At 62.5% G+C, this 20,367-nt stretch carries 17 protein-coding genes; 7 read left to right on the top strand and 10 right to left on the bottom strand.

Annotation, left to right across the window (positions count from 1 at the left end; all coding sequences use genetic code 11):
* Nucleotides 1-37 precede the first annotated feature (37 nt).
* From tssG to tssE, 3 genes are read right to left on the bottom strand one after another with little or no spacing between them, the layout of a single operon-like run.
* Nucleotides 38-1,108, bottom strand: a complete 1,071-nt coding sequence (tssG, locus tag AC1MGT_RS09050; protein ID WP_499503908.1) for a type VI secretion system baseplate subunit TssG — start codon at nt 1,106-1,108, stop codon at nt 38-40.
* The gene (tssF, locus tag AC1MGT_RS09045) at nt 1,108-2,949 is read right to left on the bottom strand and encodes a type VI secretion system baseplate subunit TssF (protein ID WP_499503907.1); all 1,842 of its coding nucleotides are present in this window, start codon (nt 2,947-2,949) and stop codon (nt 1,108-1,110) included. Before tssF ends, tssG begins: the two co-directional genes overlap by 1 nt.
* A gap of 20 nt (nt 2,950-2,969) precedes the next feature.
* The gene (gene tssE / locus AC1MGT_RS09040) at nt 2,970-3,452 is read right to left on the bottom strand and encodes a type VI secretion system baseplate subunit TssE (RefSeq protein ID WP_499503906.1); all 483 of its coding nucleotides are present in this window, start codon (nt 3,450-3,452) and stop codon (nt 2,970-2,972) included.
* A 196-nt stretch (nt 3,453-3,648) separates the two neighbouring features.
* Between tssE and tssK the strand changes: the two genes are divergently transcribed.
* Complete coding sequence (gene tssK, locus AC1MGT_RS09035; RefSeq protein WP_499503905.1) at nt 3,649-4,980, top strand: type VI secretion system baseplate subunit TssK; 1,332 nt, start codon at nt 3,649-3,651, stop codon at nt 4,978-4,980.
* Between the two features lie 15 nt (nt 4,981-4,995).
* Here tssK and AC1MGT_RS09030 read toward each other — a convergent pair whose 3' ends face one another.
* The 5 genes from AC1MGT_RS09030 to AC1MGT_RS09010 all read right to left on the bottom strand — a co-directional run bounded on the left by AC1MGT_RS09030 (nt 4,996) and on the right by AC1MGT_RS09010 (nt 11,799).
* Nucleotides 4,996-7,014, bottom strand: coding sequence for an alpha/beta hydrolase family protein (locus AC1MGT_RS09030; protein WP_499503904.1), 2,019 nt, complete (start codon nt 7,012-7,014; stop codon nt 4,996-4,998).
* 121 nt (nt 7,015-7,135) lie between these two features.
* Nucleotides 7,136-9,202, bottom strand: a complete 2,067-nt coding sequence (locus tag AC1MGT_RS09025; protein ID WP_499503903.1) for a sodium:solute symporter family protein — start codon at nt 9,200-9,202, stop codon at nt 7,136-7,138.
* Entirely contained in the window at nt 9,199-9,513 is a 315-nt protein-coding gene (locus AC1MGT_RS09020; protein ID WP_499503902.1) for a DUF4212 domain-containing protein, read from the bottom strand. The genes AC1MGT_RS09025 and AC1MGT_RS09020 overlap by 4 nt, the downstream gene beginning before the upstream one ends.
* Nucleotides 9,503-11,062: a sensor histidine kinase gene (locus tag AC1MGT_RS09015; RefSeq protein WP_499503901.1), complete on the bottom strand. Its 1,560-nt coding sequence runs from the start codon at nt 11,060-11,062 to the stop codon at nt 9,503-9,505. The genes AC1MGT_RS09020 and AC1MGT_RS09015 overlap by 11 nt, the downstream gene beginning before the upstream one ends.
* Entirely contained in the window at nt 11,059-11,799 is a 741-nt protein-coding gene (locus AC1MGT_RS09010) for a response regulator (protein ID WP_332532786.1), read from the bottom strand. The genes AC1MGT_RS09015 and AC1MGT_RS09010 overlap by 4 nt, the downstream gene beginning before the upstream one ends.
* 221 nt (nt 11,800-12,020) lie before the next feature.
* On the opposite strand from AC1MGT_RS09010, the gene recA reads away from it, so the two are divergent.
* The 6 genes from recA (at nt 12,021) to AC1MGT_RS08980 (ending at nt 17,542) form a co-directional block, all read left to right on the top strand.
* Nucleotides 12,021-13,094, top strand: coding sequence for a recombinase RecA (gene recA, locus AC1MGT_RS09005; protein WP_183556129.1), 1,074 nt, complete (start codon nt 12,021-12,023; stop codon nt 13,092-13,094).
* Between the two features lie 75 nt (nt 13,095-13,169).
* Nucleotides 13,170-13,634: a recombination regulator RecX gene (gene recX, locus AC1MGT_RS09000; RefSeq protein ID WP_499503900.1), complete on the top strand. Its 465-nt coding sequence runs from the start codon at nt 13,170-13,172 to the stop codon at nt 13,632-13,634.
* 440 nt (nt 13,635-14,074) lie between these two features.
* Nucleotides 14,075-14,638, top strand: coding sequence for a DUF2889 domain-containing protein (locus tag AC1MGT_RS08995; protein ID WP_183556130.1), 564 nt, complete (start codon nt 14,075-14,077; stop codon nt 14,636-14,638).
* 66 nt (nt 14,639-14,704) lie between these two features.
* Nucleotides 14,705-15,874, top strand: a complete 1,170-nt coding sequence (gene sucC, locus AC1MGT_RS08990) for an ADP-forming succinate--CoA ligase subunit beta (protein WP_183556131.1) — start codon at nt 14,705-14,707, stop codon at nt 15,872-15,874.
* A gap of 19 nt (nt 15,875-15,893) precedes the next feature.
* Nucleotides 15,894-16,775: a succinate--CoA ligase subunit alpha gene (gene sucD / locus AC1MGT_RS08985; protein WP_332532790.1), complete on the top strand. Its 882-nt coding sequence runs from the start codon at nt 15,894-15,896 to the stop codon at nt 16,773-16,775.
* A gap of 320 nt (nt 16,776-17,095) precedes the next feature.
* Nucleotides 17,096-17,542 carry a pilin gene (locus tag AC1MGT_RS08980; RefSeq protein WP_499504270.1) on the top strand — a complete coding sequence of 149 codons (447 nt, stop codon included), beginning with the start codon at nt 17,096-17,098 and terminating at the stop codon, nt 17,540-17,542.
* Between the two features lie 77 nt (nt 17,543-17,619).
* Here the strand turns inward: AC1MGT_RS08980 and AC1MGT_RS08975 are convergent, their stop codons facing one another.
* Both AC1MGT_RS08975 and AC1MGT_RS08970 read right to left on the bottom strand, forming a co-directional pair.
* Nucleotides 17,620-19,686: a S9 family peptidase gene (locus tag AC1MGT_RS08975; RefSeq protein ID WP_499503899.1), complete on the bottom strand. Its 2,067-nt coding sequence runs from the start codon at nt 19,684-19,686 to the stop codon at nt 17,620-17,622.
* 156 nt (nt 19,687-19,842) lie between these two features.
* A complete protein-coding gene (locus tag AC1MGT_RS08970; protein WP_183556134.1) occupies nt 19,843-20,298 on the bottom strand; it encodes a fasciclin domain-containing protein in 456 nt (151 codons plus the stop codon).
* Nucleotides 20,299-20,367 lie beyond the last annotated feature (69 nt).

The raw sequence follows: 20,367 nt of genomic DNA, 5'->3' as shown, positions 1-20,367 counted from the left end.
TCACGCAGCCTCAATTGACTGGCATCAACGCCGTTTTTTAAGCCACGTCACCGTGTTCCTGTCTGTCTCTTTTTCGAGTCATCGGGGCCTGCAGCATCAACCGGACGTCGGGACGATCCGTAACGCCTGGTGTCGCGGTAAGAAACGTATTCCATCCAAGCTGAGGCGACGGCGTCCTCGTGCTCAAGGTAAGCTGCTTGATGGCAGGCGGTGCAAGCAGTAACCGCAGTCCGTAGTGCAAGGTCGGCACCGCAAACATCCTTGTCATTTCCCGCAATGCCGCCAGCGCCGTGCCACCGGGAAGAAAACTGCGTGCTTGCGCTTCGTCCAGTGGCCCGACATGCAGACGCGCGCAGATGTCATGCCGCCACAGGCGCGTGCCCAGCACCGTACTGATGCCGAGCACGGGCTTGGTGACGCCCAATGTGCTGCGCCGGTTTTCGGGAACCGGATCCCAGCAGCCAACAAATTGTTCGAGTCTGACCGGCACGTTGAAGTAGCTGCTCAACACCTGTTCGACTGTGCCGGCCGCCACCGGGCGGGTGCGCAGCAGCCCGGCGAAACAGGCTGCAGTGTCCGGTCTGACGTGCCTGACGGGTTGCCCGGCGCTTGCGGCCCGTGGCGGGCACGTGCCTGCCAAGGCAGTCATCATCGGCAGCAACCGGTCCCCGTCGCCAATGGCCAGGTCGTGTTCGACCCGGTACTTGACCGACGCTTCATAAAACAAGCCGATCAACCGGGTCGACATGACATCGAGCAGTTCGCGCTGGCTGGCATCGTCCCCAAGCGACTTGCGCGCTGCGATCCGTTCGGTATCGTGCACCGGCAGGGTGCCACTGGCGCCGAGCAGGCCGATGAATGCAGGCGTAATCCGGACGCGGCGCAATGTTCCCGAGCGCAGCGCGCCAAGTGGATCTTGTGTTGCCGGCTCGACGTCGAGCGCTTCGACTTCGCTGGCAGGAAACGACAGCGACAGGCTGTTGCGAAACGAGAGCACGGTGCGCAAGGCGCGCTCGCGGCCGATGCCATGGCGCTGCAGCGCGCGTAGCAGGATGCTGACCAGCTGGGTGAAGCTGAACCGGTATGGTTCAGCCAGGAGTAGGGCCATTACAGCAGGCTCATGCTTCCGCTTCGTGGGGCGCATCGGATCAGCTCCTTTCCGCTTTGATGCGAGAGGGCGACGAGTTCGACGAAGCTGTTCAGGTGAACGTACAGCGCGAAGAACTGGTGCAGCACCTGGACGAACAGGTGCAGGCCGGCGCCGGCATAGGCTTCTTCGTCGAGCGTGATGCGCACTTCAAGGCCGTGCACCAGCGATGTGCCGTTCCTGTGCCTGATCCAGGCCGTGGTGTCCTGCTGGTCGAGCGCGATGATGCCGCGGATTTGCCGCCGCGAGACGGACGACGAGGCCAGGTCGTACAGGGACAGCATTTCGCGCAGGCCGTGCACGCCGTCGTCCATCAAGGAGTGATGGTTCAGCGCCAGGTGCGAGATCAGGCGCCAGTGCATGCCTGCGTCATTCGTCAAGCGGGCAGGGCGGGTTGGCCTGCGCACCATGCGGATCGCTGCGTTGCGTGTTGCGCCAGGGATGAACAGGTCACCTTCAGGCGCACCGATGGCCAGTGAGCAGGGCAGATCGCGGTTGGTGCAGCTCAGTTCAACCGACAGGATATTTCGTTCGATCTCGAACGGGTCGCAATCGGCGCCGACGAGCGTGATCGATTTTTCATGGCCCGGACTGCACAAGGCAAGCGTCTCGTCGTGCCGCAGGAACCAGTAGCGTCCTTGCTCGCTGGCGTATTGTGCGCCGTGCCGAAGCGCATAGAACGGCTGGAATGCCATGGTCGACGTGTCGTTGCCGTTCTGGCGCACCAGGTGCACCGCATCGACCGAATACACCTCATATGCCTGCGGAAAATTGGCGTGCGCCAGAAGGGTATAGTCGGCCGCGCGCTGGTCGTACGTAATTGGCACGCCAGGCTGCTGGAACAGATTGACGACGGGCGTGCAACCTTGCACCAGATGCTGTGTCGACAGGCCGGCGAGCATGCGCGCCTTGTCGGCGTCGGGGCGGATGCCGGCAAGGCCCAGACGTAACGTGACACTGGCGCAGCCGGCAGATACGCGTGCCAGCAGCACGGCAATATCGATGTCGAAAAAATTGAACTTCTCGGGAAAGGCGAAATACTCGGCAAGAATGCGGTAAGCCCCATGCGAGCGGGCGTCGAACGGAATAAGGGCATCGTCGGTGGCAAAGCCAGCCGGTGCGATCGGTATGCAGGGTAACCGTTCCCACGGGCCGTCCTCGTTAATCTGCACGTACGCCGCCACCGTGTGCATGAAGAGGGCATCGCGCAGCGTGGCGCAGAACGAGGCATCGCCATCGGCATACACGCGCAGCACGGTCGCTGTGTCCGGCGCCGGCAGCGGGCCCCATCCGGCGGCGCCGAATGTCAGCGTCAGCGACGATGTAACGTCGTCCGGCAGGCGTGTTGCGACCGGCGCCTGAATGACGGTTTCGAAACTTGCGGCGCCCAGTGCGACAGGCGATGGTTTGACGTCGTGGATGGTCTTGAAGCGGCATGCCACGCCGTGGACTGGCTTTGATTCCAGCAACGTCCCGCGCGGCATGGCGGGGATCGTGTCCGGGCGATCGAGTGTACTGGAAACGCGCACGATTGCGCACGACGGAAAGGGGCGCAGGTAGTGGGGATAGAGCAGGTTGAGCAGGGCTTCAGTAAATTCGGGATACGAATCGTCCAGTCGCTTCGACACGCGCGCGCTGAGCAGGGCCGTGCTCTGGATCAGGCGTTCGACATGCGGATCGTCGCAGGTATCGCCACCCATTTGCAGCCTGGCGGCAACCTTGGGATAGCGCTGGGCATATTCCCTGCACAGTGACCTGAGAATGACGAGTTCGCGCTCGTACTTTGTCAACAATTCGTCCATGGGATCGGCGCTTGCGCCCTCTACTTGGCACCTTCGATCGAATACTGCTGGAGCGAGGGGCGAAATACCGCATTGAACGACATCGCCTCGGGCATCGACGCATGTTTCAGCTGCGCAGTGATCACGAATTCCACGCGGTTGATGGTGCCCCTGGCGCTCTTGGCGCCCCGGAGTGACACAAAGACCTTGTGCAGCCGGGGTTCATGGCGCTGGATGGCCAGCTGGACGGCCTTGCAGATTTCCTGCTGGTCCGTATCGCTGTTCATGCACATGCCGGCGAAGTCGATCAGGCCGTAGTTCAGGATGGAGCCCGATACCGCCGGGAGCGGGCTGAACGACGCCTGGTGCACGCCGCAGCGGGTATTGAGCAACGCCTGCAGGTCACGCGTGACGCTGCGCAGCGCATGCTCGACAGCGCGCGCGCGGGCGTCGCGCCGATTACCCGATGGGGGCTCACCGGTGTCGTCCAGGCGGTCGAACAGACCGGAAGTAAAGCCGCGCATCGCGTTCCTCTCGTCAAAGCCGGACAACACCCAAGGGAGCCATTGTCGGATCGTGAATCTCAGCAATGTTGCGCCGCCACAAGGGAATGCACTGGTTGATCGATACGCTGCCTGGCTGCGCGAAATCAATATCGCGCTTCAGGCACAACGCCATCCTTCCGAGAATGTGTCCAGCGAAACTTCAACGGGAGAAACCATGAGCGCAACATCGAAGGTCCTGTGGTCGGAAGGCTTGACGCTGGGCCCGCAGCACTTTCAGCGTCAGGATCTCTATCACGAAACCCGGCTCCAGCGCATCGCTTCGGCCCTCAATCCGTACTGTTGGGGTGTGTGCAAGGTGACGTGGAATGTGGACGGATTGGGACACAACCGCCTGAGCGCGAACACGATGTCGCTCATCTATCCCGACGGAGACATCGTCGAAGCGCCCGGCGCCGACCTGCTGCCCGAGCCGGTTGATCTCACACGCTTGCCGCCAGAGGAAGAATCATTCACGTTCTACGCAGCCCTTGCCGTGGTCAAGCCGCATGGGGGCAATGCCGACGACAACAGCCGCTACGTGCGCTGCGACCTGGATACCACTGACCTGTTCAGTGATGCGCTGGCGATCGAGGTGCCTTTCCTTAAAAAGCAGGTGCGGCTGTTGCTGCAGGCCGAGCCGCATGGGGCGCGTGCCAGCATCCCGGTGGTGCGGCTGCGGCGGGTAGCGGAAGGGGGCTTCGAGCTGGTGCCGGAGTTCATCCCGCCGAGCGTCACGGTGGGCGCAGCGCCAGGCCTGGTGCGCATGCTCGATGGCCTGAGCAGTGTGATCACGACGAAGATCGAATCGCTCCAGCGCACGCACCGCATGACGAACAACAGCATGTACGAAGCCGGCGCGGGCGATATCTCGTCGTGGTGGATGCTCAACATCCTGAGCACGGCCAATGCGCTGCTGATGCACTGCGCCAGGTCGCCCGGGTTTCATCCCGAAGTGATGTTCCGGCAGATGCTCGCCGCCGCCGGTGGACTGATGACGTTTTCCGATCGCTACAAAACAGCCGACCTGCCCGCCTACCGCCACGAGGCGATGGGCGAGGCATTCGCCGAGCTCGACGCGTTGCTGCGCGATCTGGTCGATACGGCGATCGGCACCAACTATCTCATCATCCCGTTTGTGGCCGACAAGAGCCGGCGCACGTTCTCGCAGGCGATCCTGGATCCGGCCAAGGTCACGAAACAAAGCCAGCTTTATCTTGCGATTACTGCCGATATGGCGGGCCTTGATCTGGTGGCGACGGTACCGATCCGGCTCAAGGTCGCTGCGCCCGAGAATATGGAAAGCATCGTCGGGTCAGCGTTGCCAGGCGTGCCGATCGCGCACATGCCGCAAGTGCCCCCGGCGATCCCGGTGCGGCCCAACACCTACTATTTTTCGCTGTCCACCAAAAATCCCTTGTACGACAAGGCACTCGAGGCAGGCGTGCTGGCGGTGTATGCGCCGGACGGGATCCCGGGACTTAAAATCGACCTGGTCGTGGTGCTCTAGTCAAGCACCGCGATGTCAGCGCACCGCTCCGCTACCGATATTCTTGTCGAGGAACTTCTCGACCCGCCCCCAGAAATCGATGCGGTTCTTTTCCAGTGCCCAGCCGTGACCCTCTTCGGGATACTCGACCCATTCCACCTGCTTGTTGGTGCGCATGACGGCGTTGCGCAGCGCGGTGCCATGGTTGATCGGCACGCGCTGGTCGACGCCGCCGTAGGCCAGCAGCAGCGGCTGGGTGATGCGCGCCGCCTGCTGCAGCGGTGACGTGGCCTTGAACTGGTCGGCATCCTTGACCGGGTCGCCGATCCGTTCCGGCAGGGTGTGCTTCTTCACGTCGCGTGACGTGTCGCTGCTGAAATGCGCGCCATTGTCGAATAGCAGGCCAATGTCGGTCACGCCGACAAAGCTGATACCGCAGCGGAACACGTCCGGATCATTGACGAGTCCCATCAGCGTCGAATAGCCGCCATAACTGGCGCCAGCGATGCAGACGCGCTTGGGGTCGACCAGCCCCTTGTCGACAGCCCAGCGTACACCGTCGGCGATGTCGTTCTGCATGGCCAGGCCCCATTGCTTGTAGCCGGCACGTTCATGCCTGGACCCGAAACCCGTACTGCCACGAAATTCTGGTTCGAGCACGGCGTAGCCGCGCGTGGCCAGAAATTGCGAGTCGGCGGCCCAGCCCCAGGATTTGCCGCGCACCCAGGGGCCGCCATGGACCATCACCACCAGCGGCAGGCCGGTGCGCCTGGCGCCCGGCGGCAGGGTGAGCAGGGCAGGGATGTCCAGGCCGTCGCGCGCCTTGTAGCGCAGGAACTGCTGCCGTCCCATCTGCGTCGGATCGATGCCTGGCCGCGCTTCGCCGACCTTGTTCAGCGATTTGGTTTTGCTGTTGTACAAGAAAAACACCGGTGCGACCACGTCCGAATAGGCGGTGACCACGAGCAGCGGCGAGTCACCCCGGGCCGGCACCGACATCAGGTTGACCGTCGTCGGGAGCAGCTTGTCAACGTCCTGCTGGATCGCCTTCATGCCGGCGTCGAACCATTCATTCGATACCGCATCGGTACGGAACTGCATGCCCAGCACCTTGTCGCGGTTGATCACCAGCTCACCGTCGATATCGTAGCCGGGCGCCGACAGCAGCGGCTGCGGATCGAGCTTGCCGGTGTTCACATCGAACGTGTGCATGGCGGTTGTTCCGGCCTTGCCGCGCGCCGTCACGAACAGCGTGCCGGTCGGCCCGAAGGCCACCGGTTCGATCGTCGCGGCGGTTTCCTTGAAGGTCGGGAAACTGGTCAGTTCGCGCCATTTACCGGTGGCCGGGTCGAGATACTGCAGCGTCGTGGTCAGGTCCTTGTAGGTGATCGCCAGGCGCGGTTCGCCCTTGTGATCGAGCAGCCAGCCACGCGTGGCGCCAGGGCGCGGTACTGTCTTGTACTGGCCCGACACGGTGTTTACTTGCAGCAGGTCGACATGGCTCAGTTCACTACGGGTGTCGCCGACCGCCGCCAGCGCGTAGGTGTCATCCGAGTCAACCCACGGGGTGTTGCCGGCCATCTGGCTCCACGGTGGCAGCAGCCGGCGCGCGATGCGCGTGCCGGTGCTGCTGTTGACGAAGTTACGGCTGGCCAGTTCAACGAAACGGCCGCCGTCGAAGTCGACCGCGTACATGCCGGGCATGAAACGCTGGTCGCCCGGACCGACGCCTTTGTCATGCGTGTCGAACACCAGGCGCCGGTCGTTGATCCAGTAGAAATTGCGGACATCGGCGTCGTTGTAATGGGCGACGATCCTGGCGTTGTTGGTGTCCAGGTCGATGACCGTCAAAAAGTCGCGCTTGCCCGGGGCGCTGGCGCGCACGGCCAGATGGCGGCCGCTCGGGGAGAGCCTGGCGTCGCCGAATGGCGCGTTGCCAAAGAAGGCCGAGACGGGCGGCGGGGCTGGCGGGGTTTGTGCGAGGGTCAGTGGCGAAGCGACGAGGACGAGCGCAGCGAAGGTGGCCCTCCGCAGCGCGCGGGTAAATACAGACATGAAGTTTTCCGTGAAATGCTTGGTGTTGGCATGGTTCGGCCTATGTTGGCGCGGCCCAGAATAGCATTTGCGTCACCGGGAAAATCTCTTCAATTCCCACCTCAGTTTCCACCTGTCTGTGTCATTCGGGCGCCCGGATATAGTCGACCATGCCGGCGCTGGCCCGGCTCGGGCGGGGCGTGAGCAGGCTCACCACCACCACCGTGAGCAGGCCTGCCGGCACCCCGAACACGCCGGCCGCCATCGGCAGGATGCCGAACCAGGTTTCCAGCGCATTGCCGCCCAGGACCGGGCTGGCGCGCAGCATGTAATACAGGCACACGGCAAATCCCGTGATCATCCCGGTGATGGCGCCGATGTGGTTGGCGCGCTTCCAGAACACTCCCAGCACCAGCACCGGGAACAGTGTGGAGCCGGCCAGCGAGAACGCCGCCGCCACCAGTGACAGGATGTCGGCCGGCTTTTGCGACGCCGCGTACGCCGCGATGAAGGCCACTGCCAGCAGCAGCAGCTTCGAGATCGTCACCCGTTTCTGGGTCGACGCGCCCGGTTCCACCATCTTGTAATACACGTCGTGCGACAGCGCGTTGGAAATGGCCAGCAGCAGGCCATCGGCCGTGGACAGCGCCGCCGCCAGGCCACCGGCTGCGACCAGGCCCGAGATCACGTAGGGCAGGCCGCCGATTTCGGGCGTGGCCAGCACCAGCACGTCGGCGTCGATCGCGAATTCGGCCAGCTGCACGATGCCGTCGCCGTTGATGTCGGCCACGCTGATCAGGGGATTGGCCTTGTCGACATTGGCCCAGTACGAAATCCAGGTGGGCAGCGACGAGAAATCGCTGCCCACGAGCGACGTATAGATGTCGTACTTGGCCAGCACGGCCAGCGCGGGAATCGTCAGGTACACCAGCAGGATGAAGAACAGCGTCCAGAACACCGACACGCGCGTCTCGTGCACCGAGGGCGTCGTGTAGGCGCGCATCAGGATGTGGGGCAGGGCGGCGGTGCCGAACATCAGGCAGAACACCACCGCCAGAAAATTGTTGCGGCGTGCGTCGGATTCTTCCGGCGTGGCGCCGGGGAACGGCTGCGCATGGGGCTCGGGCGGGCGTGCCCGTGCCAGGTTGGCGTCACGCCGTTCGAGCCACAGCGCGCGGGCATCGTCGACCGAGTTGGGATACGTGGTCAGCGCGCGTTCGGCCTGGCGTACTTCGGTCAGCGACGCGTTGCGCGCGCGGGCTGCAGCCAGCTGGCGCTGGGCGTCGAGCTTGCCGGCTTCCCACGATTCGGGCAGGGCGCCCACGCGCGCGGCGTAGCCGTCAGCGCGGCGCAGGAACTCGGCGCGCACCTGGGCTTCGCGCGGGTCTTTCGCCAGTTCGGCTTCGCGCGCGGTGAGCTTGGGCAGGAGCGATCCGTATGCCACCTGCGGGATCGGATTGTCGGCGTGCTTCACCGACAGCCACATGGTTGGGATGAGAAACGCGACCAGCAGGATGATGTACTGCGCCACCTGGGTCCAGGTGATGGCGCGCATCCCGCCCAGGAACGAGCAGACCAGGATGCTGGCCAGGCCCAGGAAAATCCCGACTGAAAAATCGACGCCGGTAAAGCGAGACGCGATCAGGCCGACCGCATAGATCTGCGCCACCACATACGTGAACGAGACGAGGATGGTCGCGCTCACGGCCAGCGCCCGCACTGGGCCGCCACGGCCGCCCGCGCCGCCGCCGTAGCGCGCCGCCAGGAAGTCGGGCACCGTGTACTGCGCAAACTTGCGCAGGTAGGGCGCGATCAGCAGCGCGACCAGCACGAAGCCGCCGGTCCAGCCCATGATGAAGGCCAGGCCGTCGAAGCCCTGCAGATACAGGCCGCCGGCCAGGCTGATGAAGCTGGCCGCCGAGATCCAGTCGGCCGCCGTTGCCATGCCGTTGAACATGGCCGGCACGCGCCGGCCGGCGACGTAGTATTCGGTGACGTTCGAGGTGCGGCAGATCACGCCGATGATCGCGTACAGCGCGATCGTGGCGAACATGAACAGGTAGCCGATCCACAGGCGCGGCATGCCTTCCTGCTCGAGCAGGGCGAGGGCCGCCAGGAATATGGCGAAGGCGCCGGTATACGACAGGTAGTAGCGCGAGAGCTTCCTGAAATAGCCGTGCTTCACAACCGGCGTAGGGTTCGTGCTCATGGGCGCGGCGCCAGTGCGGCGTGGTAATCGCGGTCGAGCCGGCGCATGCGCCAGGCGTAGATGGCAATGATCGTCAGCGACACGAGTGCGGCGCCCTGCGCGGCCATGTAGAACGACAGCGGCCAGCCGAACACCTCGAAGCGCGCCAGCTCGCGCGCGAAGAACACGGTGCCGAAACCCGTGACGAGCCAGACGGCCAGCAACAGCAGCGACATGCGCCGCGTGCGGTGCCAGTGGATCGCGCGGGCGTGTTCCAGGCGCGCACGTGCCATTGTGTCGGAGGTCGGTTCAGGGATGGAATCAGTCGGCATGGTCGGGTTCACCCACAGGCGGTGGGAAGGTCAGGCGAAACAGGCTGCCAGGAAAGCGTGGGGACACGCTGCGTGGATTGTTGAAGATGTCGATGTCGGCGCCGTGCTGCTGCGCGATTTCGCGCACGATCGCCAGCCCCAGGCCACTGCCCTGGGTATTGCTGCCCAGGATGCGGTAGAAGCGTTCGAACACGTGCAGGCGCTCGGTCGGCGCGATGCCGGGGCCGGTGTCTTCGACTTCGAGCAGCGCGTGTTCGCCGCTGCTGCGCACGCGCACCGTCACGCTGCCGCCAGCGGGCGTATAGCGCAGCGCATTGTCGATCAGGTTCGACAGCATCTCGCGCAGCATCAGGGGCTGGCCGGCGATCATCACCCGCTCGTCGTCATTGGCGGGCGGCTCGAAACCCAGGTCGATCTGGTGGGCGAACGACGCCTGCACCCAGTCCTGCACGGTCTCGCGCGCCACCGCAGCCAGGTCGATCTCGTCGAACGCCAGGCCCGCCTGCGGCTGGTTCTCGGCGCGCGCCAGGGCCAGCAACTGGTTGATCAGGCGTGTGGCTGATTCGGAGCTCTTGGCCAGCTGCTCGAGCGAGCGGTGGATCTCGGCCGGATCGACTTCGCGCAGGGCCAGTTCAGACTGCATGCGCATGCCGGCCAGCGGCGTCTTCATCTGGTGCGCGGCGTCGGCGATGAAGCGTTTCTGCATCTCCACCGTCTTGCCCAGGCGCTCGAGCATGTCGTTGAACGAGCCGACCAGCGGCGAGATTTCTTCGGGCACCTGGCGCGGATCGATCGGCGACAGATCGTCCTGCGGCCGCGCGCGAATACGCTGCTGCAGCTCGGCCAGCGGACTCAGGCCGCGCGAAAGCGCGAACCAGACCAGTGCCAGGATCACCGGCAGGATGATGAACTGGGGCAGGATCACGCCCTTGATGATTTCATTGGCCAGGTGCGCGCGCTTGTCGAGCGTTTCGGCCACCTGCACCAGTGCCAGCGACGGCGTCGGTGATGCCGTGCGCTCGTGCAGCGGATCGAGATTCACATACGCGTAGGCCACGCGGATCGGCGTGCCGTGGATCGTGTCGTTGCGAAATTCGACCGTGCCGCTGCGGGCCGGCTCGCCAGCGCGGTTGGCGCGCGGACGCGGCAGGTCGCGGTCGCCGTCGAGGTGTTCGCCAGCCGGGCCGGCCAGCAGGTAATACACGCTGTCGACGTCGTCGGCGCGCAGGATGTCGCGTCCGGCCGTGCGCAGCTGGCCGACCGTCTTGCCGTCCACGGTGCGGATCTGCTGGCCCAGCACCGTGACCCGGTCTTCGAGCGCGTCGTCGAACGGTTGATTGGCGATCGATTTCGCCACCAGATAGGTGATCGCGATGCTCATCGGCCACAGGAGCAGCAGCGGCGCGAGCATCCAGTCGAGGATTTCCCCGAACAGCGAGTGACGGATGTTTTCGTCCGGCTCGGGGTTGGGTGGAACGTAGAGCGGCTCGAACTGTTGCTGCTGCTGCGGCTGCTGCTGCGCGGGCTCGGGCGTGAAGCCGGCGTTCACTTGTCGGCGGCGGAGGTGGCGATGCGGGCGTCGTTCGCGGCCGCAGCGGCTGCGGCGGCCGCGCTGGCCTCGGAGAATTTCTCGAGGCAATAGCCCAGGCCGCGCACGGTGGCGATGCGCACGCCGCCGACCTCGATCTTCTTGCGCAGGCGGTGCACGTACACCTCGATGGCATTGTTGGAAACTTCTTCGCCCCATTCGCACAGGTGGTCGACCAATTGTTCCTTGGAGACGAGGCGCCCGGTGCGCGCCAGCAGCACTTCGAGCAGGCCCAGCTCGCGCGCCGACAGGTCGAGCATCTGGTCGTTGATGTAGGCGCTGCGGCCAACCTGATCGTAGACCAGCGGGCCATGGCGCACGACGGCCGCGCCGCCACCAGCGCCGCGCCGGGTCAGCGCCCGCACGCGCGCTTCGAGCTCGGACAGCGCGAACGGCTTGGCCATGTAGTCGTCGGCGCCCAGGTCGAGACCCTCGACGCGCTGCTCGACCGAGTCGGCCGCAGTCAGGATCAATACGGGCAGCAGCGAGGCGCGGGCGCGCAGGCGGCGCAGCACTTCGAGTCCGGACATCTTCGGCAGGCCCAGGTCGAGAATGAGCAGATCGAACTCCTGCGTGGACAGGGCAGTATCGGCATCCTGGCCGTTCTTGACACAATCGATGGCATAGCCGGACTGGCGCAGGGAGCGCGTCAGGCCATCGGCAAGTACGCTATCATCTTCGGCAAGCAGAATTCGCATGGGGCACCTCTTATTGACGTTGTCGCTTGTTCATCGAACACGCGTGATCGAACCGGTTCTCATTGTGTTGGATTTACCGCCACAATGCGAGTCCCGAGCGATTGTTGGTAAGATAACCACGTCTTTTCGCTTGCAAAAACCACTGGATTTTTATACAGTACTGGCTCTTGAAGTGCGCGTGACCGCCCACACCTTGCCTACTCCACGACAGAAAGTACACCATGGACGACAAAAAAACCGCATTGAACGCCGCTGATAAGGGCAAGGCGCTGGCTGCCGCCCTGGCGCAGATTGAAAAGCAGTTCGGCAAGGGCTCGGTGATGCGCATGGATGCGAACACGCCGGTCGAAGAAGTACAAACGGTCTCCACCGGCTCGCTGGGCCTGGACATCGCGCTGGGCGTTGGCGGCCTGCCGCGCGGCCGTATCGTCGAGATCTACGGTCCTGAATCGTCGGGTAAAACCACCCTGACGCTGCAAACCATCGCCCAGATGCAAAAGCTGGGTGGCACCTGCGCGTTCATCGACGCCGAGCACGCACTCGACGTCACCTACGCGCAAAAGCTGGGCATCAACCTGAGCGAACTGCTGATCTCGCAGCCGGATACCGGCGAGCAGGCGCTTGAAATCACCGACGCGCTGGTGCGCTCGGGCAGTGTCGACCTGGTCGTCATCGACTCGGTCGCGGCCCTGACGCCACGCGCCGAAATCGAAGGCGACATGGGTGACTCGTTGCCCGGCCTGCAGGCGCGCCTGATGTCGCAAGCGCTGCGCAAGCTCACCGGCTCGATCAACCGCACCAACACCCTGGTCATTTTCATCAACCAGATCCGCATGAAGATCGGTGTCATGTTCGGCAGCCCTGAAACCACCACCGGTGGTAACGCGCTGAAGTTCTACGCATCGGTGCGCCTGGACATCCGTCGTACCGGCTCGATCAAGTCGGGTGACGAAGTGATCGGTAACGAAACCAAGGTCAAGGTCGTCAAGAACAAGATCGCCCCGCCATTCAAGGAAGCGCACTTCGACATTCTTTATGGAGAAGGCACGTCCCGTGAAGGCGAAATTCTGGATCTCGGCGCAGATAACAAAATCGTCGAGAAGTCGGGCTCGTGGTACAGCTACAACGGCGAGCGTATCGGTCAGGGTAAAGACAACGCGCGTCAGTTCCTGCGTGACCGTCCAGCCCTGGCGCGCGAGATTGAAAACAAGGTCCGTACCGCCTTGGGTGTGCGTGAGCTGCCACCGACGATCGGTGGCGACGACAAGCCGAAGCTGCAGGCGGTTGGTGAATAATCAGCCGGGCGCAGGGCGCGGTGGCAGCAGCTTGCCACCGGCGCCTGGCGCCATGCTGATGGGCTGACGTTCCCCATGCGAGCACCCGAACTGAGTCTCAAGGGCCGCGCGCTGCGCTATCTGTCGCAGCGAGAGCACAGCCGCTTCGAATTGCGCCGCAAGCTGTCCAAGTATGCGGAAGAGGGGGATGACGTCGATGCCCTGCTCGATTTTCTTGAAAAAAATAACTGGTTGTCGCAGGAACGCTTTGCCGAATCCCTGGTCAACCGTAAAGCGAGCCGTTATGGCGACAGTCGCGTGATGGCCGAATTGAAAAGTCATGGATTAACGGGCGAGGCCCTGGTCGATATCAAGGCCGGGCTGTCCGACAGCGAGACCGCGCGTGCGGTCGAAGTCTGGCAACGCAAATTCGGCACGGTTGCCGAGGATGCCGCGGCGCGCGCCAAGCAGATGCGATTCCTGCTGCAGCGTGGCTTTTCCCAGCGCGCGGCACGGGCGGCGATGCAGGGCGCGCCCGACGACGACGAGTTTCCCGACTAATTAATGTTCTCGTGATCGCTTGCAGTCACGAGGTACAACTCGATGCTGCCCCAGGCGTCAGCGTGGAGCGTCATCCCCGATATGCGAACGCATATTCCTCAACGGGCGATGGCGCTGCACGCTGGCGCTTTTTTACGTTGGCAGTACTCAGAAAAAAATCCCATATCTCCCATTCATGACATGAATGGCGACCACCACCGGCTGTCCTTCATGCGCATACCATATGCGTCAAACACGCTGTCAAGCGCCTGCCAAGTCCGGGCATCGTCGTCGACGTTGGCCGTGATGTCCCCTTTTAGCGATGCGCCGGGCGGGACGCTGTGCTAAACTTTAGGGGTTTAAGCAGCGCCGCATGAGCGGTTGTTGCCGCAGAAGCTGCGGTGACGTGCACTAGCACACCGGCTGCATCACTAACCGCCGTCTCGACGGCACTGGTATTTATGCCTTTGTCTCTTCCCGTATCGCGCTCGCTCCGGCATACGCGCGCCATCACAGTCGATGCCTATGCGCGCGACGATGGCATGTGGGATCTTGATGCCAGCATCCGCGATGTGAAAACGCGTACTGTTGAACTTGCTTCCGGCGAACGGCCCGGCGGCACGCCAGTGCACGACCTGAAGCTGCGCGTCACGATCGACCGCGACCTGAACATCGTCGATGCCGAAGCCGCATCCGATGCCGTCCCGTATCCGGGCTTTTGCGATACCATCGGCCCTGCCTACAAGAAGTTGATCGGGCTCTCGCTCGTGAACCATTTCCGGTTGCATCTGAAAGACCGCCTGTCCGGCGTGCTCGGCTGCACCCATCTGACCGAACTGGCCCAGGTGCTGCCCACTGCAGCGCTGCAAGCCTTTGCTGACGACACCGTCGATGCCCCAGGCGGGCAAGGCGTCACGTCATCCGACCGTCCATTTGAGCTCGACCGTTGCCATGCCTTGCGCAGCGACGGCCCCGCCGTGGCCAAATATTACCCGCGCTGGTCCATCAAGGCAGTGTCGGGTTAAGTCGTCGTTTGTTTTTTCTGTAGTTCAACCGTTTCTAATTCAGTAATAGATAGAAGGGAAGCCAGCATGAAGATCCATGAGTATCAGGGCAAAGAAATCCTCCGAAAATTCGGGGTGACCGTTCCGCGCGGCATTCCGTGCATGTCGGTTGAAGAGGCTGTCAAAGCTGCTGAAGAACTGGGTGGTCCGGTCTGGGTCGTCAAGGCACAGATCCACGCTGGTGGCCGTGGCAAGGGCGGCGGCGTCAAGGTCGCCAAATCGCTCGAGCAGGTCAAGGAATACGCTGACCAGATCATGGGCATGCAGCTGATCACGCACCAGACCAGCCCGGAAGGCCAGAAAGTCCGTCGCCTGATGGTCGAAGAAGGCGCCGACATCAAACAAGAACTGTATGTCTCGCTCGTCACCGACCGCGTCAGCCAGAAAGTCGTGCTGATGGCCTCGTCGGAAGGCGGCATGGACATCGAAGAAGTCGCGCACAGCAACCCGGAAAAAATCCACAACGTCATCATCGACCCAAAAGTCGGCCTGACCGATGAGCAGGCTGATGACGTCGCCGCCAAGATCGGTGTGCCAGCCGGCTCGATCGCCGACGCACGCGCGAACCTGCAGGGCCTGTACAAAGCCTACTGGGAAACCGATGCATCGCTGGCCGAAATCAACCCGCTGATCGTCACCGGCAGCGGCAAGATCATCGCCCTGGACGCCAAATTCAACTTCGACGCGAACGCCCTGTATCGCCGTCCTGAAATCGTCGCTTACCGCGATCTGGACGAAGAAGATCCAGCTGAAGTCGAAGCATCGAAATTCGACCTGGCCTACATCTCGCTTGACGGCAACATCGGCTGCCTGGTGAACGGCGCCGGCCTCGCCATGGCCACCATGGACACCATCAAGCTGTTCGGCGGCGAGCCGGCCAACTTCCTCGACGTCGGCGGTGGCGCCACGGCTGAGAAAGTGACCGAAGCGTTCAAGATCATGCTGAAGAACCCTGACCTGAAAGCAATCCTGGTCAACATCTTCGGCGGCATCATGCGTTGCGACGTCATCGCCGAAGGCGTGATCGCTGCATCGAAAGCCGTTTCGCTGCAAGTGCCGCTGGTCGTGCGCATGAAGGGCACCAACGAAGACCTGGGCAAGAAGATGCTGGCCGAATCGGGCCTGCCAATCATCGCCGCAGACACGATGGAAGACGCAGCCAAGTCGGTCGTCGCCGCTGCTGCCGGTCAAGCCTAATTGCTAAGGAAATAAAAAAATGTCGATTCTGATCAACAAAGATACCAAAGTAGTCACCCAGGGCATCACCGGCAAGACCGGTCAGTTCCACACCCGCATGTGCCGTGAGTACGCAAACGGCAAGGAAGCATTCGTTGCTGGCGTGAACCCGAAGAAAGCCGGCGAAGATTTCGAAGGCATCCCGATTTTCGCAACCGTTGCTGAAGCGAAAAAAGAAACCGGCGCCAACGTGTCGGTCATCTACGTCCCACCAGCAGGCGCAGCCGCTGCAATCTGGGAAGCCGTCGAAGCCGAGCTGGACCTGGCAATTTGCATCACCGAAGGCATTCCAGTCCGTGACATGATGGAAATCAAGGACCGTATGGCCAAAGCAGGTTCGAAGACCCTGCTGCTGGGCCCTAACTGCCCAGGCCTGATCACCCCTGACGAAATCAAGATCGGCATCATGCCAGGTCACATCCACCGCAAGGGCCGCATCGGCGTCGTCTCGCGTTCGGGTACCCTGACGTATGAAGCAGTTGCACAGCTGACCGCACTGGGCCTGGGCCAGTCGTCGGCAGTCGGCATCGGTGGTGACCCGATCAACGGTCTGAAGCACATCGACGTCATGCAGATGTTCAACGACGATCCTGATACCGACGCGGTCATCATGATCGGCGAAATCGGTGGTCCTGACGAAGCCAACGCGGCTTACTGGATCAAGGACAACATGAAGAAGCCAGTCGTCGGCTTCATCGCTGGCGTCACCGCGCCACCAGGCAAGCGCATGGGCCACGCCGGCGCGCTGATCTCGGGTGGTGCAGATACTGCGCAAGCCAAGCTGGAAATCATGGAAGCCTGCGGCATCACCGTCACCAAGAACCCGTCGGAAATGGCGCGTCTGCTGAAGGCCATGCTGTAATCCTGACGATCTATTGATCGAAAGATAAGACGGGGAGCGTGAGCTCCCCGTTTTCTATTTGGTGCGCCACTTTTTGTTGATACGCATCGCGCGTGACAAAAATTGCCGTAGGGCACTGACAAATTTTGTCATCCGAGGTGCCGTTTTTTGTGCTGGAACAGGATTTTGTTGGTTTGTTGTTCATAAAATCGACCGTTTTACGCCATTTTTGGGCTGGCACAGCGCTTGCATATAAGAAAGCGTAGCAGTGAGCAGCACAAGATACGTAGGTCCACTTTTTTGAAATACCCACCTGGAGATTTAAAATGAACTTCAAGCAAATGCCAAGCAAAAAAGCCGAAGGCGGCTTCACCCTGATCGAACTGATGATCGTCGTTGCAATTATCGGTATTCTGGCTGCTGTGGCAATTCCGCAGTACAGCAACTACACCATCAAAGCAAAAATAGCTTCAGTACTGGGCGCGGTTTCATCGGTCAAAACAGCCGTTGGTGTTTGCGCACAGGAAAATGGTGGTTCGCTGGACGCTTGTGATTCTGGCGCAGGCGGTGTCCCTGCCACCTTCACCACCAAAGAAATCGCTAGTGTCGCTGTCGACGGTGGAACCATCCTCATCACGCTGGCAGATAGCGGCATCGGTACGGATGTGGACGGCGGCACCATCACCATGACTCCAACCCTGAACGACGCAAATCTTGCATGGGAAAACACCACTACGGTCACAAACTCGGCTGCGCTGGATGCAATTACTAAGAACAATGAGGACTAATCAACACTGAGCATGAAGCTACTGCTCTAAATTCAGCGCAAAAGCCCGCTTCCCAGCGGGCTTTTTTCATTGCAGCGTTACTTCGCTGGCTGCGCTTTCAAGAACCGATCCAGCCACCTATTCACGGTGTGATGCCACTGCACCGAATTGGCTGGCTTGAGTACCCAGTGATTCTCATCCGGGAACACCAGCAACTTGCTCTCGACGCCCTGACGCTGCAGCGCCGTGAACGTCCCCAGCGCCTGCGCCGTCGGAATCCGGAAGTCCAGATCACCCTGGATCACCAGCATCGGCGTCTTCCACTTGGCGACGTGATGAACCGGATTGAAGCGCTCATGGTTCTCCGGCACCTTGTAGTACGGCCCGCCGTTTTCCCAGTCCGTGAACCACTGCTCCTCGGTCGAGTACGCCATGCCGCGCGTGTCGAACACGCCGTCGTGATTGACGATGCACTTGAACTCATCCGACCAGTTACCGGCGATCCAGTTCATCATGTAGCCGCCGTACGACGCGCCCAGTGCGCAATCGCGTGAACGGTCCAGCCACGGGAACTTCTTCACCGCCGCGTCGTAGCCCTTTTGCAGATCGACCAGCGGCTTGCCGCCCCAGTCGTTGCTGATCGAGTCGGTGAACTTCTGGCCGTAGCCGGTCGAACCGTGGAAGTCGATGAACACGGCCGCGTAACCCGCGCCGGCATAGGTCTGTGGATTCCAGCGATAGCTCCAGCTGTTGCCGAAGCTTCCTTGCGGCCCGCCGTGGACGATGAACGCGACTGGGTATTTCTGGCCCGGCTGCGCATTCCACGGCTTCATCACGTAACCGTAGACGGTGTCGCCATTGGCGCCGGCAAACGAGAACTGCTCGGCCTCGCCCCAGCGCACGTCTTTCAGCAGCTCGGTGTTCAACGTGGTCAGCTGCTTCGGCTTGGCGCCCAGCTTCATCGAGAACAATTGCGCACCAGCAGACAGGTTCGCATGGGTATAGACCAGCGTATCGCGGCGCAGATCGAAGGCGCCCACGGCGCCGGTGTCGGTCAGCGGGGTGACCTTGCCGCCTGCCACGTCGATGGAGAACAGGCGGTGCTGGCCGATGTCTTCCGCATCGACGATCAGTGCCTTGCCGTCGGCGCGCCAGACCAGGCTGCCGGCCGAACGGTCCCAGCTGGCTGCCAGCGGGCGCTTGGTGCCGGTCGCCACATCCATCAGCATGATCTGGTAGCGGTCGGCCTCGAAGCCGGGGCGGGCCATCGCCAGGTAGGCCAGCGTGCGGCCATCGGGCGAGAACGTGCCCTTGGTGTCCCAGGCCGGATTGTCCGCCGTCAGGTTGCGTGGGGCCGTGCCGCCTGCCGCTGGCACGCTGTACAGGTCGAAGTTGGTCGACCAGGCTTCCGTCTTGCCGGCGATGCGAGCCGAGAACACGACCGTCTTGCCGTCCGGGCTGAAGCGGTATTCTTCGCGGTCACCGAAAGGCTTCGAGGGCACGTCGCCGTCGAGCGAGCCCGACAGGCTGACCGGCTCGCCGGTGATCGCGCCTGCTGCGCCGATCGGCGCCGAGAACAGCACTGCATTGCGGTGGTCGCTCCAGGTATCCCAGTGGCGCGCGAACAGGCGGTCATACACCTTGCCGGTGGCCTTTTCTTTTTCTTTCGCGTCCAGCCGTGCCTTGGTGCAGGCCAGGTCGGCGCAGTCCCGGAACACTGCCAGGCTGAACGCCAGGCGGTCGCCCGTGGGTGCGACGCGGAAGTTGTCGACGTCCAGCGGCAGGTCGGTGACCTTGACGGGGGCGCCGCCGGCCACCGGCTGGCGCCAAACCTGCGACGAGCCGGAGCGCGCGGACAGGAAATACACAGCATCGCCCGACGGCGACCATTCCGGATCGGCGCTGCTCGACGCATGGTCGGTCAGGCGCTGCGGCGTCGGCTTGGCGGCGCGCAGGTCGATCATCCAGAGTTGGGTGTTGCCGCGGTTCTTTTCCATGTCGGTGCTGCGCACGGTGTAGATCACGCGCGTGGCGTCGGGCGATACGGCCGGGCTACCGACCCGTTCCATATTGACCAGGTCTTCCACGGTGAAGCCGCGCGGCGCGGCCATTGCGGTGGTGGCGGCCAGGGTCGCCGCTGCCACCGTCATCAAACGAAATTTCATGCCATCCTCGTCGATCAGTCCCGCGGCCGGGTGCCGCAGGCAAGCCGGGAATGTACCACGCGCGCCACGCCAGCCGATACGACAACGCCCCCGCTATCCGGCAATGCCGGGCAGCGGGGGCGCTTTAACGTTCCCTAACGCACAGGAAGTTTGTGATTATTTTGGCATGATGACCGTGTCGATGACGTGGATCACGCCGTTGTCGGCAACGATGTCGGTCTTGGTGACAGTGGCCTTGTCGACCATGACTTTGCCGCCAGCAACCTTGACCTTGAAGGCGCTGCCTTCGACGGTCTTGACGTCGCCTGGCTTGACGTCGGCTGCTTTCACGGTGCCTGGCACCACGTGGTACGTCAGCACCTTGGTCAGCGCGGCCTTGTCTTTCAGCAGTGCGTCGAGTTTGGCTTTTGGAATCTTGGCAAATGCGGCGTCGGTCGGTGCGAACACGGTGAACGGGCCCGGACCTTTCAGGGTGTCCGTCAGGCCGGCAGCCTGGACAGCCGTGACCAGCGTATTGAACGTGCCAGCCGATTTGGCGGTATCAACGATATCTGCTGCGTTGGCGGCGCCGAAGGCGAAGGCGAGTGGCAGTGCGATCAGAAATTTTTTCATCGTATGACTCCATGTGGTTTTTGCAGTTCGTCGTGAACCGCGTTGATTCCAATGTAATCCTCTTTTTAC

The organism is Telluria sp. BA11 (assembly GCF_056680305.1).
The sequence above is the reverse complement of the archived record's forward strand: the minus strand, read 5'-3'. Positions and strand labels throughout refer to the sequence as shown.